General features: G+C 65.2%; 12 protein-coding genes. 5 read left to right on the top strand and 7 right to left on the bottom strand.

The features are described from left to right. Positions 1–158 precede the first annotated feature (158 nt). Positions 159–617 (top strand): CopD family protein, encoded by a 459-nt coding sequence (locus tag QFZ94_RS26055; RefSeq protein WP_429460515.1) that lies wholly within the window; start codon positions 159–161, stop codon positions 615–617. A gap of 48 nt (positions 618–665) precedes the next feature. Here the strand turns inward: QFZ94_RS26055 and QFZ94_RS26050 are convergent, their stop codons facing one another. The 6 genes from QFZ94_RS26050 to QFZ94_RS26025 all read right to left on the bottom strand — a co-directional run bounded on the left by QFZ94_RS26050 (position 666) and on the right by QFZ94_RS26025 (position 8,377). Then, positions 666–1,874 carry a chromate transporter gene (locus tag QFZ94_RS26050; RefSeq protein WP_429460513.1) on the bottom strand — a complete coding sequence of 403 codons (1,209 nt, stop codon included), beginning with the start codon at positions 1,872–1,874 and terminating at the stop codon, positions 666–668. Positions 1,875–1,911: 37 nt separating this feature from the next. Beyond that, entirely contained in the window at positions 1,912–4,275 is a 2,364-nt protein-coding gene (locus QFZ94_RS26045; RefSeq protein ID WP_429460511.1) for a bifunctional diguanylate cyclase/phosphodiesterase, read from the bottom strand. A 418-nt stretch (positions 4,276–4,693) separates the two neighbouring features. Then, positions 4,694–5,593: a PhzF family phenazine biosynthesis protein gene (locus QFZ94_RS26040; RefSeq protein ID WP_429460509.1), complete on the bottom strand. Its 900-nt coding sequence runs from the start codon at positions 5,591–5,593 to the stop codon at positions 4,694–4,696. A gap of 196 nt (positions 5,594–5,789) precedes the next feature. Then, on the bottom strand, positions 5,790–6,254 hold the full coding sequence (locus tag QFZ94_RS26035; RefSeq protein WP_368584601.1) for a RidA family protein: 465 nt from the start codon (positions 6,252–6,254) through the stop codon (positions 5,790–5,792). 103 nt (positions 6,255–6,357) lie between these two features. Beyond that, positions 6,358–7,554 carry a PLP-dependent aminotransferase family protein gene (locus QFZ94_RS26030; RefSeq protein ID WP_429460507.1) on the bottom strand — a complete coding sequence of 399 codons (1,197 nt, stop codon included), beginning with the start codon at positions 7,552–7,554 and terminating at the stop codon, positions 6,358–6,360. Positions 7,555–7,672: 118 nt separating this feature from the next. Then, on the bottom strand, positions 7,673–8,377 hold the full coding sequence (locus tag QFZ94_RS26025; protein WP_429460505.1) for a VOC family protein: 705 nt from the start codon (positions 8,375–8,377) through the stop codon (positions 7,673–7,675). A gap of 223 nt (positions 8,378–8,600) precedes the next feature. On the opposite strand from QFZ94_RS26025, the gene QFZ94_RS26020 reads away from it, so the two are divergent. From QFZ94_RS26020 to QFZ94_RS26005, 4 genes are all read left to right on the top strand, one after another. Then, positions 8,601–10,058 carry a PLP-dependent aminotransferase family protein gene (locus QFZ94_RS26020; RefSeq protein WP_429460503.1) on the top strand — a complete coding sequence of 486 codons (1,458 nt, stop codon included), beginning with the start codon at positions 8,601–8,603 and terminating at the stop codon, positions 10,056–10,058. A 154-nt stretch (positions 10,059–10,212) separates the two neighbouring features. Continuing rightward, positions 10,213–12,111, top strand: coding sequence for a molecular chaperone HtpG (gene htpG, locus QFZ94_RS26015; protein WP_429460501.1), 1,899 nt, complete (start codon positions 10,213–10,215; stop codon positions 12,109–12,111). A 197-nt stretch (positions 12,112–12,308) separates the two neighbouring features. Further along, on the top strand, positions 12,309–13,028 hold the full coding sequence (locus tag QFZ94_RS26010) for a chorismate--pyruvate lyase family protein (RefSeq protein ID WP_429460499.1): 720 nt from the start codon (positions 12,309–12,311) through the stop codon (positions 13,026–13,028). Beyond that, positions 13,028–13,504, top strand: a complete 477-nt coding sequence (locus QFZ94_RS26005; RefSeq protein WP_410850579.1) for a DNA-deoxyinosine glycosylase — start codon at positions 13,028–13,030, stop codon at positions 13,502–13,504. The genes QFZ94_RS26010 and QFZ94_RS26005 overlap by 1 nt, the downstream gene beginning before the upstream one ends. A 63-nt stretch (positions 13,505–13,567) precedes the next feature. Here QFZ94_RS26005 and QFZ94_RS26000 read toward each other — a convergent pair whose 3' ends face one another. Continuing rightward, positions 13,568–14,683: a succinylglutamate desuccinylase/aspartoacylase family protein gene (locus QFZ94_RS26000; RefSeq protein WP_429460497.1), complete on the bottom strand. Its 1,116-nt coding sequence runs from the start codon at positions 14,681–14,683 to the stop codon at positions 13,568–13,570. Positions 14,684–14,863: the final 180 nt, after the last annotated feature.

Here is a 14,863-nt window from a genome sequence, read left to right as displayed (position 1 = left end):
GGCCAGATGAAGGTGGCGCGATCACAACGACAAAATACGATGCAATAGACGTCGATACCCGGAACTGCCTGTATCACGTATGGTCGAACGCGCTCAGTTGCTGCTGAGCGGGATCAAGTGTCCAAAACGGTGTGGCGTCGTCGGGAGAGGAAAACTACATGAACAAGGCTATCGAAGTCGCGCTTTTTCTGCATCTGCTCGGGGTGGCGGTGTGGGTCGGCGGTATGGTGTTCGCGCATTTCTGCCTGCGTCCGGCGCTCGGCGATCTGTCGCCTCAACTGCGCCTGCCGCTGTGGGAGTCGGTGTTTGGCCGCTTCTTCAACTGGGTCGGGGTGTCGGTGCTCGTCATTCTGATTAGCGGCGGCTTCCTGCTGATGCAGTTCGGCGGCGGTCATGCAACGTGGCCGCTGCATGCGATGGCCGGCCTCGGCATCGTGATGATGCTGATCTTCGGGCATATCCGCTTCGCCGTGTATCCGCGCATTCGCCGCGCGGTGCAGGCGCAGAAGTGGCCCGACGGCGCGCGGGCGGTCGGTTCGGTCCGCCGTCTCGTGCTGATCAATCTCGTGCTGGGCGTCGTGACGATCGGCGTCGCGGTGCTGTCGCGCGGTTTCTGATCCGCCGATCGCCAACGGCACCACGGGCTTCGTGCGGCCCGCGACGCGTCACGTCGTGACGCCGTACGCGAGCCATAAGCCGCACGCCACCGCCACCGTTGCATACACGGCGTACACCGGCACCTTCAGCTTCGCGAAGCACATCGCGGAGAACGTCGCGGTCAACAGGTAGATCGGTTCCAGCGGTACATGCGAGGCAATGCGCAGTACCGCGACCGCGAGAAAGGCGGTCGTAACCGCGCGCAGTATTCTCATGCCGTGCTCGAAGCGCGGGTTCACCTTCAATTGATGCAGATGCCGCTGCGCGAGCACGACGAGGCAGCCAGACGGCACGAATAGCGCGAGCGTCGCGATCAGCGCGCCGAGCCAGCCATCGACGAGATAGCCGAAGAACGGCACCACGTTCAGCAGCGGACCAGGGGACAACGGCGACAGCGTAAACGCGAGCGTGAAGTCGTTATCGGACACGCCGACCCCCGGCGTGACGAACAGCGTCTTCAGCACTGGCAACGCGGAGAAGCCGCCGCCGAACAGCGTCATGCCGGCACCCGCGAGGCGCGGCCACAGCAGCGCGAGGTCATAGCGATGCGGCAGCGGCAGTGCAAACAGCACGAGCAGCACGCCGAGCGCGGCCAGCAGCCGATAATCGCCGCGCCGGAGCGACACTGCCAGCCGCGAGTCGCGCTCCGGGCTCGCGAACCAGCCGGTGCCGAAGGCTGCTCCCAGCATCACCACATACGCCGCGGCGCTGTGCGCATAGAGCAGCGCGATGCTGCCGAGCAGCGCCGCCGCCCATTCGAGCTTGCCGTGCACCAGCGCGCGCGTCTGCTTGTACCAGGTGAGCGCAATCAGTGTCGCGAGCACGACGCTGAAGTGATGCAACAGTGTCTGCGACGCGATCGTATGCACGACGGGCGTGCGGTAGAAGATCGCGAACAGCGTCATCAGTGTGAAGAAGGGCAGCACGCTCGCCACACCGGCGACCCACGCGCCCGCGCGCCCGCGCAGCGCGTGCCCGAGCTGCACGGCGACGTTGCAGCCGACGGGTCCCGGCACCATCCACGCGAGCGCGATCAGATCCGAGAACGCCACGCGCGAGAGCCGCCCCTCGCGTTCGACGTAGTGATGCTCGAGCTGCGCCATCAACGCGAGGCCGCCCCACGACAGCGCCGACAAGCCGCACACGACCCGGAACAGCGTCCATAGCGGTTCCCGTCGCCCGCGGCGGGCAGCCTCCTCGCTGGTGATGGTCGGCATCGGCGCTGTGGATGCCCGGCGTGCGGGCGCCCGTCCTTTAATTGTTGGTGCTGGATACGCTGCTTGCGCTGTCGGCTACGTGCGCGACGCGGCGGCCGCTGGTGCTGTTCATGCCGCATACCCCGAAACGCTCGAGCAGCGCCGGAATCGCCTCTGCCGGCACCGGACGCGAGAACAGGAAGCCCTGCGCCTCGATATGGCCGAGCGCGGCCAGCCAGGCAATCTGCTCTTCGGTCTCCGTGCCTTCGACCACTACCGTGAGTCCGAGCGAGCGCGCGAGGTTGACGATCGCGGTGACCATCACGCAGACGCTGCGGTCGCCCGGAATCGCCTGGACGAACGAGCGGTCCACCTTCAGCGTATCGACGGCGAAGCGGTTCAGATAGGACAGCGATGAATAGCCGGTGCCGAAATCGTCGAGCGCGATGCGTACGCCGAGACGCTTCAACGCGAAGATTTTTTCGGAGACGACTTCCGGAAATTCCATCATCGTCGTTTCGGTGATTTCGAGTTCGAGGCGGCGCGCGGAGATGCCGGTTTCCTCGATCGCGCGCGAGATCGTTTCGAACAGGTCGCCGCGCCAGAACTGCACCGCCGAAATGTTCACCGCGAGCGACAGCGTGTCGTAGCCCTGCTGCTGCCACTGCGCGAGCTGACGGCATGCGGTCTCGATCACGAAGTCGCCGATCGGCACGATGAGCCCGGTCGACTCGGCCACGGGGATGAACTCGTTGGCCGGAATCAACCCGTGCTGCGGATGGTTCCAGCGCACGAGCGCTTCGAAGCCGGTGATGCAGCGACGCGCGAGATCGATCTTCGGCTGATACGCGAGGAACAGTTGCCCTTCGGCCAGCGCGACGCGCAGCTGCTGTTCCCACTTCATCAAATGGTCCGCGCGATGCGACAGATGCGGCGAATAGAACTGGTAGCAGTTCTTGCCGGCGTCCTTCGCGCTGTACATCGCGAGGTCGGCTTTCTTCAGCAGGTCGATCTCGCTTTCGTTGGCGACCGAGTACAGCGCGATGCCGATGCTCGCATGCAGCACGAACGAACTGCCGCGCACGTCGAACGGCTTCGAGAACACTTCCCCGGCGGCTTCGGCGAGCGCGACCGCGCGCTTCTCGACATCGTCGCCCTTGATCACGACGACGAACTCGTCGCCGCCGATGCGGCTCAGCGTGCCTTCGTCGCCGATCGCGGTCGCGAGGCGCGAGGCCGTCATCTGCAGCACGATGTCGCCGGCGTTGTGGCCGAGCGTGTCGTTGACGGTCTTGAAGTTGTCGAGGTCGATGAAAAGAATCGCGAGGCGGCCGAGATTGAACGGCTGCGCGACGTCGTGGCGCAGCGCCTGCAGCGTCGCGTAGCGATTGCGCAGCCCGGTCAACAGGTCGTATTCGACGAGGTGGGTCATCTCGCGCTCGCGGCCGAGCAGCTTGCCGATCAGGCCGGTCGCGACGCCGAAGAAGCTCAGCATCGCAAGCGAGATGAAGCCCGCCATCAACAGATAGACGTTGCGCGTGTGGTTGTAGTCGGCGAATTCTTCGCCCTGCGAAAGACCGACGAGCACGCCGAGCGGATAGCCGTCGATGTGCCGGTATGACACGATGCGCGTGACGTTGTCGATCGAATCGACGTAGGTACCCGACACGTGCTCCGAAGTCGGATACGTGCCGCTCGCGGTGAACGTGCTGCTGGCTTTGTTGGCGTTGCCCGTACGGCGCGCGAGCACGGTGCCGTTGTCGGAGATCACCGCGATCACGCCTTCTCGGCCGATCGCCGCGTTGTTGTAGAAGTCCGACGTGAAATAGCTCGGGTCTTCGGACACCACGACGACGCCAGCGAACGAGCCGTCAGGATGATTCAGGCGCCGCGTCATCTGCAGCGTCCAGTGACCTGAGATGCGACCGAGCACCGGTTTGCTGATGTATAGCTGGTCGTCGTTCTCGTGCTCGTGGACCTTGAAGTGTTCGCGGTCGGACAGGTCGATGTGAGCGGGATTCAGTTCAGCCGTGTTGGCGATCAGTCTGCCGTGCTCGTCGATCAGCGACACTTGCACGAGCGTTTCGCTTTGCACGACGCCTTTTTCGACGGTGCTCGCGAGATCGAAATGATTCGGCGTCTTTTCGAACTCGTACTTGACGAAGCGCGTGATCTGATCGACCTGGTGAATCGCCTTGATGGTGTGCTGTTCGAGCGCCGAGGAAAGAATGGCGGAAGACGCCATCGCTTCGCGATACGTCGCGTCTTTCTCGACCGATAGCCGCGCGAAGATCACGGTCCACAGCAGGATCAATACGAGTACGCCGAGCGCTGGAATGATGAGCAACGCGCGCCGGCGCGTGATCATCGGATCGCGTCGCGGCATGGCTTCGCGCGGGTCGGAGAAGCGGGACTGAGTCATCGCGTGGCCCTTGGCCGGGGGTGCGTCGCTTGCAAACGCACGGGCATCGACTGCGCGAAATAGATGGATGGCTGCATGGTGACCAAGGTGCCAAAGCTGCTGCGCAGGAGGAGAGGGCGTGGCGCCGCGCCTGACCGTCCACAGGTCATCGGATACGACCGCTATATACCGTTCGATATTACTGAATGCGACTCGATTAAGGAAGCGTCCGGGCATGGGGTATACGCGGGCGCTGCGGGCGCCTCGGGCCCGCCGTTCATGAGTGCTGCATGGCCGGTATCTGGCAAGGGTTTTGCCATCCAGTCGCCATGAATTCGGACAACCAGGTATGGCGGCGCCATAGTGCTGCGGCTTTTTGTGGTGTGACGCGGCGACATGCGGCGTGTCGCGGTGCCTTGCGCGCGAGGCCGCGGTCCGCTTATGCGAGCCGACACGTGCCGTCGATGATCGTCACCGCAGGCCCGCCGATCCAGATCTTGCCGCGTGCATCGTCATAGTGGACCGACACGTCGCCCGCGCGCCCGAGCACGGTGCCCTGACGCGCCGTATAGCGTGTGCCGGGCCGACGTTGCTGCAGGCTCAGCAGGCCCGCGAGCGCGGCGTTGGCGCTGCCGGTCACCGGATCTTCGCCGGTGCCGAAGCCGCCGCCCGCCATCAGGCAACGGACTTCGAACGTTGCCGGACCATCGGCATCGTGCGGCCCGTATACGGCGACGCCGTGCGTGTCGACCGAATGCACGAGCTCGGCTAGCGCCGCCGCATCGGGTTCGAGCGCGAGGCAGTCGCGCGCCGAATCGACCCGCACGACGAGCCATGGCGCGCCGTTATCCGCCGCGCATGGCGGCGCGGTAAAGTCGATCGCCTCACTACGTAAAGCCGTAGACAGCGCCTCGTAACGATGCTCGGCGAGCGGCGTCACGCGTGCGGGCGGCGCGGCGAACGCCCATGCGCCGTGCGTCGTGTCGGCGCCATCGAGCGCTTCGAGTTCGACGAGACCCACGCCGCATTGCTGAATCAGCTTGCCGGCCTGCTTCGGCTGGTAGCCGCTTTCGCGCAAAGCATGCGCGGTGCCAAGCGTCGGATGACCGGCGAACGGCAACTCGCCGCCCGTCGTGAAGATGCGCACGCGATAGTCGGCGGCGGCATCGGTCGGCTTCAGCAGAAAGGTGGTTTCGGACAGATTGGTCCAGCGCGCGATGGCCTGCATCTGCGCGGTATCGAGCGCGTCGGCATCGAACACGACGGCGAGCGGATTGCCCTTGAACGGTGTCGACGAAAACACGTCGACCTGTTTGAAACGAACGGTGTGAGCAGACATCGACAGGCCCCGGCGCAATGGACGTTGAGGGATCTCGCGGATTCTATCCGGCTGCGCGGCAGCGATCCACCGTCGCCATAAAACAATAACGCGCCGCCGGTGCGTGACACCGGACGGCGCGTTCGCATCGCGATGCGGCGTGAATTAGTTGCGAATCTCACGCGGCATCGCCTGCATCGTCATATCGTTTCGATGCTTATTCGACCTCGGCGATCAGTTCGATCTCGACGCACGCGCCGAGCGGAATCTGCGCAACGCCGAACGCCGAGCGCGCGTGCTTGCCGCGCTCGCCGAACACGTCGGCGATCAGCTCGGACGCGCCGTTCGTGACCACATGCTGCTCGGTGAACTCGAGCGTCGAGTTCACGAGGCTCATCAGCTTGACGATGCGCGTGACGCGATTCAGGTCGCCGACGTGCGCATGCAAGGTGGCGAGCAGATCGATCGCGATCGAGCGCGCGGCGGCCTTGCCTTCGTCGGTGGAGAGAGTCGCGCCGAGCTTGCCGACCCAGACCTTGCCGTCCTTCTTCGCGATGTGGCCCGACAGGTACACCGTGTTGCCGCTTTGCGCGCTCATCACATAGGCCGCTGCCGGCGCACCCGCTGCCGGCAGATCGATGCCGAGTTCCTTGAGCTTGTCGTACACATTCGATTGAGCCATGTCGTGTCCTCGTTTCGGTGAGATTGCATGAATGCAGGCGGGGCGAAGTCCGCACGCAACGCGCGTGCAAACTTCGCCCCGGTGGCAGTGCGGCTAACGCCGTTTAAATTTTCGCGCGCACGAGTGCGCCGAGACGCGCCACGCCTTCGTCGATTTTAGCGGGCGGCACGGTGACGAACGACAGACGCAGCGTATTGTGCTGCGCCTCGCTCGCGAAAAACGGAGCGCCCGGCACGAATGCGACGTTCTGCGCGACCGCTTCTTCGAGCAGCTTCATCGTGTCGATGCCCGCCGGCAGATTGACCCAGATAAACATGCCGCCTTCCGGACGGTTCCAGCTGACGCCTTCGGGCATATAGCGTTCCAGCGCGGTGAGCATCGCGTCGCACTGGTTGCGATACAGCTCGCGGATCGTCGGCACGTGCGTGTCGAGGAAGCCGTCCTTGACCACTTCGTGCACGATGCGCTGCGTGAAGCTCGGCGTGTGCAGGTCGGTGGCCTGCTTGGCCTGCACGAGTTTGAAGATCAGTTCCTCGGGCGCGATGATGAAGCCGACGCGAAGACCCGGGGCGAGCACCTTCGAGAACGAGCCCAGATAGACGATGTGATCGGGCGCCATCGATAGCATGGTCGGCAGCGGTTCGCCCGCATAATCGAGCGCGCCGTAGGGGTCGTCCTCGATCACCGGGAACGGCGCGCTCTTCGCGAACTCGGCGAGCGCGCGGCGGCGCTCGACCGGCAGGCGGCGGCCCGTCGGATTCTGGAAATTCGGCTGCGTGTACAAGAGACGCGCGCCTTTGATCAGTTCCGGCGTCAGACCTTCCGGGATCAGGCCCTGGTCGTCGCTCGGCACCTGCACGTAGTGCGGCTCGTACATCGAGAACGATTGCAGCGCGCCGAGGTAGGTCGGCGTTTCGACCAGCACCGGGCTATCGACACAGACCAGCACCTTGCCGAGCAGGTCGAGCGCCTGTTGCGAGCCGGTCGTGATCAGCACCTGCGACGGGCGGATCTGCGCGCCGTTGATCGAATAGCGTTGCGCGACCCACTCCCGCAGCGGCAGATAGCCTTCGGTCGCGCTGTACTGCAGCGCAGCGGCGGGCGTGTCGCGCAGGATGCGGTCGGATGCCTCGCGCATGCGCTCGGCCGGGAAGGTGGCCGGCGAGGGCAGGCCGCCGGCGAAGGAGATGACTTCGGGCCGTTCCGTGACCTTCAGGATTTCGCGAATCGCGGAGCTGGTGAGCTTGCGCGCGCGTTCGGACAATTGCCACATCGGGGCTTTCAGGTCGCTTTGGTCCATGATCTCCTCTGCTGGTATTTCTGGAACCGGTCAAAACTTCAATTATCGCGCGACTCGGCAAGCATTGCCGCTGGGGCTGCCCCCGGGGTTGCCCCGGGTTTGCTCAATCACGCGCTGCTTATCCGAGGGTTCGCGGACCCTCGGGTGTTTCAAATTCGGCGACGAGCGCCGCGGCGCCGTCGGTAGGCTGGACGTCGAGGAGGTGCGCCGCGCCGAACCAGCGCAGTTGTTCGCCAATCAGCTCCGGCCGCGGATGCACGGCTTTTAACGCTGTCAGCGCGAGGTTGGTCGGCGCCAGCGACTGCGACGGATGCCGCGTCGAGTCCCACTGGATCAGCGAGGGCAGCACGCCGTCGCCAGCGCCTTGCCAGGCGGGGAACGAGCCGTCCTCGGGCACCGTCAGGCCCCACGTGAAATCGCCGCGCGTCATCGGCACGACCGGCGCGATGCGCTGCGGATACTGCGCCTGCCACGTCGGCAGATGCTTCGGCCGCTCGACGCGCGCGACCCAATGCGACAGATACGGCCCGTTTTCAAGTCGCGCCTGCGTCGCGGGGTCGTCGAGCGCGAAGAGACGCGGGCGCGGCGCGGTGCCATCGGTCGCGTCGGCTGCGGCGCGCGGATCGATCGCGATCACTTCCAGATAGACGCCGCCCCACAGGCCGAGCAGGCGATTGTGGGTCCGCATCAGCGGATGCGCGCCGCCGCCGGCCGGCGCGACGCCGAGCGCATCGGCGACGTACTGGACGCCTTCGTCCAGCGTGCGCGCGGAGACGACGAGGTGATCGAGACTGATGAGCGATGGGGCTGTCAGGGCTGTCATGGCGGATCGACGGAAAACGCTGTTCTGCACAAGGGCCAGTTGCGCGCCACGCTTTAAGGCTGCGCTGCCGGGGCCGTAAGCATAACCGTTTGCCGGATCGGCGGGCCATGCGGATGGTTTCGTATGCCGTGACCATCCTTCGCAGGATTCAAATGTAACGGCCGTGACCTGCACAGTAACGGTACAATCGACTCGATACTGTTCGGTACAGTTGGAGCCCGTCATGTCCGTCCCGCTTGCGCAGATTCCCGCCCCGCACGATACCGCGTCGTTGACGCTGGTCGAACAGCTCGTCCAGTGGGCGCGGCGCCGCATCGAGGAGCGCGTGTTCCGCCCCGGCATGCGCATGCCGTCGATCCGCAAGCTCGCGCTCGACAAGGGCGTATCGCGCTTCACGGTGGTCGAAGCGTACGAGCGGCTGGTCGCGCAGGGTTTTCTGGAGTCGCGACGCGGCTCTGGCTTCTATGTGCGCGAGCGCCAGGGCGGCGCGGCCACGGTCTCCGAACTGCGCCCGCGCGCCGAGACGCTGCCCGCGCCGGCCAATATCGACGTCGTCTGGCTGCTGCGCAACATGCTGCATACGGGCGCGCGGCCCGAACGGAGTCCGGGGCTCGGCTATCTGCCGGCCCGCTGGCTCGACGGCGACCTGATCACCAACGCGCTGCGCACGCTCGGCCGGCAAAGCGGCATGCAGATGCTCGGCATTGGCACCGCGCAAGGCTTCCTGCCGCTGCGCCAGCAGTTGCAGACGCGGCTCGAGGAGCTGGAAATCGGCGCGTCGCCCGAGCAGATCGTGATGGTGTCCGGCATCACGCAGGCGATCGACCTGATTTCGCGCATCTATGTGAAGCCCGGCGACGCGGTGATCGTCGGCGATCCGGCGTGGTTCCAGATGTTCGGCTGCTTCGCGTCGCAGGGCGCCCGATTGGTCGGCATGCCGTACACCCCGGACGGTCCCGATCTCGACGCGCTCGAAGCGCTGGTCCAGGAATGGCGCCCCAAAATGCTGGTGATCAACTCGGTGCTGCAAAACCCGACCGGCACCTCGCTGACCGCCGCGCAGGCGTTCCGCATCTTGCGGCTTGCCGAGGCGTACGACTTCATCGTCGTCGAGGACGATATCTACGGCGACCTGTGCCCGCCCGGCTACCCGGGCACGCGGCTCGCGAGCCTCGATCAGTTGAAGCGCGTGATCTACCTCGGCAGCTTTTCGAAGACGCTCGCGCCGAATCTGCGCGTGGGGTTCATCGCGTGCGCGCCGGAAGTCGCAATGGTGGTCAGCAATCAGAAGATGCTGGTTGGCATGACGAGCCCCGAACTCAACGAGCGCGTGATCTACAAGATCCTGACCGAGGGCCACTACCGGCGGCACGTCGAGCGCATTCGCGCGCGGCTCGACGGCGTGCGCGAGAAGGCCGTGCGGATGATCGAGAAGGCCGGCATGAAGCTCTTCCTGACGCCGACGGCCGGCATGTTCCTGTGGGCCGACACCGGCGTCGACGCGGGCGCGCTCGCCGCGGCCGGGCACGAAGCTGGCTTTCTGCTGACGCCGGGCGGCCTGTTTTCGCCGCAGCAGTCGCCGAGCACGTGGATGCGCTTCAACATCGCCAATTGCGGCGACCCTGAATTGCCGGCGTTCCTGAGCCGTTATCTCGACGGCGTCGCGCGCCGCGCCTCTTGAAACCGCGCCGGAGCGTCCCCATTTGCGCGGACGATCTGGCGGTCCGGCGCACCGGCGGTCCGGCGGTCCGGCGCACCGGCACTGCAGGGCCGAACCGCGGTTTGAATCCCGGCCGCCGCCCATCTCCCATTCGCAACAGAGAGGAAGTCCGACCATGGCACAAGAAACCATGAGCTTTCAGGCAGAAGTGAAACAACTTCTGCAACTGATGATCCATTCGCTGTACAGCAACAAGGAAATCTTTCTGCGCGAGCTGATCTCGAACGCGTCCGACGCGGCCGACAAGCTGCGCTTCGAGGCGATCGAAAACAGCGCACTGTACGAGAACGATCCGAACCTGCGGATTCGCGTGTCGTACGACAAGGCCGCGCGCACCGTCACGATCGACGACAACGGCATCGGCATGAGCCGCGACGAAACGATCGCGCACCTCGGCACGATCGCGCGTTCGGGCACCAAGGAATTTTTCGGCAAGCTGTCGGGCGACCAGCAGAAGGACGCAGCGCTGATCGGCCAGTTTGGCGTGGGCTTCTACTCGGGCTTCATCGTCGCCGACAAGATCACCGTCGAGACGCGCCGCGCCGGTTTGCCGGCCTCGGAAGGCGTGCGCTGGGTCAGCGCGGGCGAGGGCGATTTCGCGGTCGAGACGATCGAGCGCGCCGCGCGCGGCACGACCATCACGCTGCATCTGCGTGCCGACGAGGACGAGCTGCTGTCGTCGTATCGGCTGAAGTCGATCATTCAGAAATACTCGGACCACGTCGCGCTGCCGATCCTGATGCAGAAGGAAGAGTGGGACGCGGAAAAGAGCGAGATGGTCACGAAGGACGAGGACGAGACCGTCAACCAGGCGAGCGCGCTGTGGACGCGTTCGAAGAACGACATCACCGAAGATCAATACAAGCAGTTCTACCAGCATATCTCGCACGACCATCAGGACCCGCTGACGTGGACGCATAACCGCGTCGAAGGCCGCAGCGAATACACGCAACTGCTGTACGTGCCGTCGCACGCACCGTTCGATCTGTGGAACCGCGAGCAGCGCGGCGGGCTGAAGCTGTACGTGAAGCGCGTGTTCATCATGGACGACGCCGAGCAACTGCTGCCCGCGTACCTGCGTTTCGTGAAGGGTGTGGTCGATTCGGCCGATTTGCCGCTCAACGTGTCGCGCGAAATCCTGCAGGAAAGCCGCGACGTGAAGGCGATCCGCGAAGGCGTGACCAAGCGCGCGCTGTCGATGCTCGAAGAACTGGCGAATTCGGATGAAGCCGCCGACAAGGAAAAGTACGCCAGCTTCTGGAAGGAATTCGGCCAGGTGCTGAAGGAAGGCATCGGCGAGGACTTCGCCAATCGCGAGCGCGTCGCGAAGCTCCTGCGCTTTGCGACGACGCATGCGGGCACGGCCGAGCAGACCGTGTCGCTGGCCGACTACGTCGCTCGCATGAAGCCCGAGCAGACCAAGATCTACTACGTGACCGCCGACACGTGGCAAGCCGCGTCGAACAGCCCGCATCTCGAAGTGTTCTGCAAGAAGGGCGTCGAAGTGCTGCTGCTCACCGATCGCGTCGATGAATGGATGCTGTCGTTCCTCCACGAATTCGACGGCAAGCCGTTGCAAAGCGTCGCGCGCGGCGACCTTGATCTCGGCGCGCTGAACGACGAGGAAAAGCAGGCGCAGGAGAAGATCGGCGAAGAGTTCAAGCCGCTCGTCGAGAAGATGAAGGAAGCGCTGAAGGACAAGGCGAAGGACGTGCGTCTGACGTTCCGCCTGACCGACTCGCCGTCGTGCCTCGTTGCCGACGACGGCGAAATGAGCGGCTACCTGCAGCGCATGCTGAAGGCCGCGGGCCAGCAGGCGCCGGAGTTCCATCCGATTCTCGAAGTGAATCCGGAGCATGCGCTCGTCAAGGGTCTGCATGCCGATAGCGCGAATTTCGACGACTGGTGCCATCTGCTGTTCGATCAGGCACTGCTCGCCGAAGGCGGCGCGCTGGAAGATCCGGCGAGCTTCGTGAAGCGGACCAATGCGTTGCTGCTGTCGCGCGCGGGTTGAGTTTCAGTGAAGGCGAACCCGGAGCGTTGATGGTGTTCTTATTGGATTGACGCTCTGTGGTTCGGAAATGCGCTGCTTCGGCAGCGCATTTTTTTTGCCGTCGGTTTGCGCCGGCTTCTGTCTGGAGCGGCGCGCGCGATCAGCGCAAGCGTTGCCACGAAAAATGCCGTCGGAGCGCGCCGCTATAATCCGACACCATGCCTATCCGTTTCGATCCCGCAGACACCCACTGGCGCGTCGCGCCTTTGCCCACTTTCAGCGCTGCCCAGAAAGACTGGCTGACCCGCGGCGGTTCACTGACCGCGCATCTGCGCGTGCTCGGCGCGGTCGCGGTGCGCGTGACGCGCGAAGCGGTCGCGCTGCCGTGGCCCGACGAAGCCGCCGCGCTCGGACTCACGCCGCGCGCGCCCGTGTGGGTGCGCGAAGTGGTGCTGTCGGTCGATGGTGTGGCGTTCGTCGCCGCGCATAGCGTGACGCCGCGCGCCGCGAGCGTCGGCATCTGGCAGGCCACGCGGCGGCTGCGCACGCGGCCGCTCGCCGAGTTGCTGTATAGCGATAGCAGCGTCGCGCGTTCGTCGCTGGTGAGCCGCAGGGTGGGACAACGGCATCCGTTGTATCGGCTGGCCGCGCGTGAGATCGGCGGCGGCGCCGTCGATGCGCCGGATGCGCTGGTCGCACGGCGCTCGGTGTTCGAGCGCCATGGCGCGCCTTTGATGGTGACCGAATGCATGTTGCCGGCACTGTGGGAGCATCTGGCCCGGCTGGAGCAGGCGGGGCCCTCGGGCGGCGCTGCAACCGAGCCCGTTTTAGGCGCGCATGTCGCGCACGAGCGGATACGCGACCACGGCCGTCCGCTCGATCACACCGCGTCGCGCGCGCATGCCGCGCCGCGCGCGTCGGACGATCGGAGCCGCTGATGTTGCGCGGTTTTCCACCGGTCGTCGCGGCCGACACGCGCACGCTGATACTCGGCAGCTTTCCCGGTGAAGCGTCACTGGCCGCGGCGCAGTATTACGCGCATCCGCGCAACCAGTTCTGGCGCCTGCTCGGCGCGGTGCTCGACGAACCCGCGCTGCACGAGTTGCCGTATGACGAGCGTCTCGCGCGCGTGCTCGCACATCGGATCGGCATCTGGGATGTGCTCGATGCATGCCACCGTCAAGGCAGTCTCGACTCGGCGATCCGCCATGCGCAGCCGAACGACTTCGAGTCGTTGCGCGAGCATGCGCCGTTGCTGGATAAGGTTTGCTTCAATGGGAAAACGGCGGGGCGGTTCGCGCCGGTCATCGGTGCGGCAGGCTATCGAACACTCGTATTGCCGTCGTCGAGCCCCGCGAATGCGACGCTTTCATTCGAACAGAAGCTCTCGTGTTGGCGGGAGATTCTTTCCTGACGGCATTCATTCCGGACGCAGGCCAAGCATCGCCGGTGCGCCGGGCCGCTTCACGCGACCGGCTCAGTTCGGCAGCAGCGAGCCGCTCCGAATAGGCTCGGCTCCAGCGACACACGCAACCTCCAGCCCCGCGGTGGCGAAGCGCGTGCGTTGCCGCGCATAGAGCACGCCGGCAACCGAGTTCGTGATCGTGACGACGCGGCCGGTCAGCGGATCGACGATGTCGGCGATCGCCTCGCCGGGCTCGACCCAGACACCGAGCGGCGCGCGGAACACGAGCACACCGGAGATCGGTGCGACGTGCGGCTCGCTGCCGGAGAAAGGCGTGGCCTCGAACGCGAGCTCCGGCAACGGCGCGGGTGTGCCGTCGATGACGCCGCGCAACGTCAGGTATTCGACGATCGCGTTCGCGTCGCGCTCGGCGAACGCGTAGCTCACGTCCGCCTGGCCGCGCAGCTCGATCGTCACCGAGATCGAGCCGTTCGGAATCGGATAGCGCTCGCCGTAGCGCGCACGCAGCTCCGACCAGCTGAAGCTGTGAATCTCGTCGAACGGATTGCCGATCGAATTGAGCGCGAGCAGCGAAGTTTTCGCGTCGAGATAGCGCGCGAGTGGCTCGACGTCGGGCCACGTGTCGGGATTCGTGAACAGATGCATCGCCGCTTCGAAGTCGCAGTGCAGGTCGAGCACGACATCGGCATCGTATGACAGGCGCTGCAGCGCGAGGCGCTGCGACTCGAGCTCGGTGCTCGGCGTTTGCTCGGCGAGCGCCTCGCGCATGGCGGCGCGCACGGCGCGCAGATTTTGCTGCGCGTCGCCGGTCAGGTGAGGCTCGATGCGCGGCATCACGAGCTCGGCCAGATTATGAAAGTTGCGATTGAAGTTTGCCGCGGTGCCGCTTTCGAAGCGGCCAACCATGTGCCCGAGCACCCGCTGGTTGAGGCCGATCGGATTGGGTACCGGCACGATGACGATTTCGCCGCGCAATCTGCCCGCCGTCTCGAGGGCGGCGACGCGTTTACGCAGTTCCCACGCGACCAGCATCCCCGGCAACTCGTCGGCATGCAGCGACGACTGGATGTAGATCTTCTGTCCGCCCGTGGGGCCGTAGTGGAAGCTCGTCAGGTACCGCTCGGTGCCGAGCGACGGGGAAATCAACGGATGGGTTTGTGTTTGCATGATGGTGTGAATGTGCCGGACGGCGTAGGGGCGGAGAATCCTCCACGCCATTGCCTGTCAGCTGCCGTACGCCGAGCGCGCCCTTCGAATCGCTCAGGTCGCCGCCCGTGAACGCGGAACCTGCGCCGCACGCGGACTTCAGGAGCCCGTGTCGCGCAGCACATTCAACTAGGCTGTTTC

Source organism: Paraburkholderia sp. JPY465, from assembly GCF_050436725.1.
Taxonomy (GTDB): Bacteria; Pseudomonadota; Gammaproteobacteria; order Burkholderiales; family Burkholderiaceae; genus Paraburkholderia; species Paraburkholderia youngii.
This window is presented reverse-complemented; position numbering and strand designations above follow the sequence as displayed.

Excerpts from the sequence above, each read along its gene's own strand:
- QFZ94_RS26055 (WP_429460515.1), top strand. The coding sequence starts at position 159 with ATGAACAAGGCTATCGAAGTCGCGCTTTTTCTGCATCTGCTCGGGGTG.
- QFZ94_RS26005 (WP_410850579.1), top strand. The coding sequence starts at position 13,028 with ATGTTGCGCGGTTTTCCACCGGTCGTCGCGGCCGACACGCGCACGCTG.
- htpG (WP_429460501.1), top strand. The coding sequence starts at position 10,213 with ATGGCACAAGAAACCATGAGCTTTCAGGCAGAAGTGAAACAACTTCTG.
- QFZ94_RS26025 (WP_429460505.1), bottom strand. The coding sequence starts at position 8,377 with ATGACAGCCCTGACAGCCCCATCGCTCATCAGTCTCGATCACCTCGTC.
- QFZ94_RS26000 (WP_429460497.1), bottom strand. The coding sequence starts at position 14,683 with ATGCAAACACAAACCCATCCGTTGATTTCCCCGTCGCTCGGCACCGAG.
- QFZ94_RS26010 (WP_429460499.1), top strand. The coding sequence starts at position 12,309 with ATGCCTATCCGTTTCGATCCCGCAGACACCCACTGGCGCGTCGCGCCT.
- QFZ94_RS26050 (WP_429460513.1), bottom strand. The coding sequence starts at position 1,874 with ATGCCGACCATCACCAGCGAGGAGGCTGCCCGCCGCGGGCGACGGGAA.
- QFZ94_RS26030 (WP_429460507.1), bottom strand. The coding sequence starts at position 7,554 with ATGGACCAAAGCGACCTGAAAGCCCCGATGTGGCAATTGTCCGAACGC.
- QFZ94_RS26040 (WP_429460509.1), bottom strand. The coding sequence starts at position 5,593 with ATGTCTGCTCACACCGTTCGTTTCAAACAGGTCGACGTGTTTTCGTCG.
- QFZ94_RS26045 (WP_429460511.1), bottom strand. The coding sequence starts at position 4,275 with ATGACTCAGTCCCGCTTCTCCGACCCGCGCGAAGCCATGCCGCGACGC.
- QFZ94_RS26035 (WP_368584601.1), bottom strand. The coding sequence starts at position 6,254 with ATGGCTCAATCGAATGTGTACGACAAGCTCAAGGAACTCGGCATCGAT.
- QFZ94_RS26020 (WP_429460503.1), top strand. The coding sequence starts at position 8,601 with ATGTCCGTCCCGCTTGCGCAGATTCCCGCCCCGCACGATACCGCGTCG.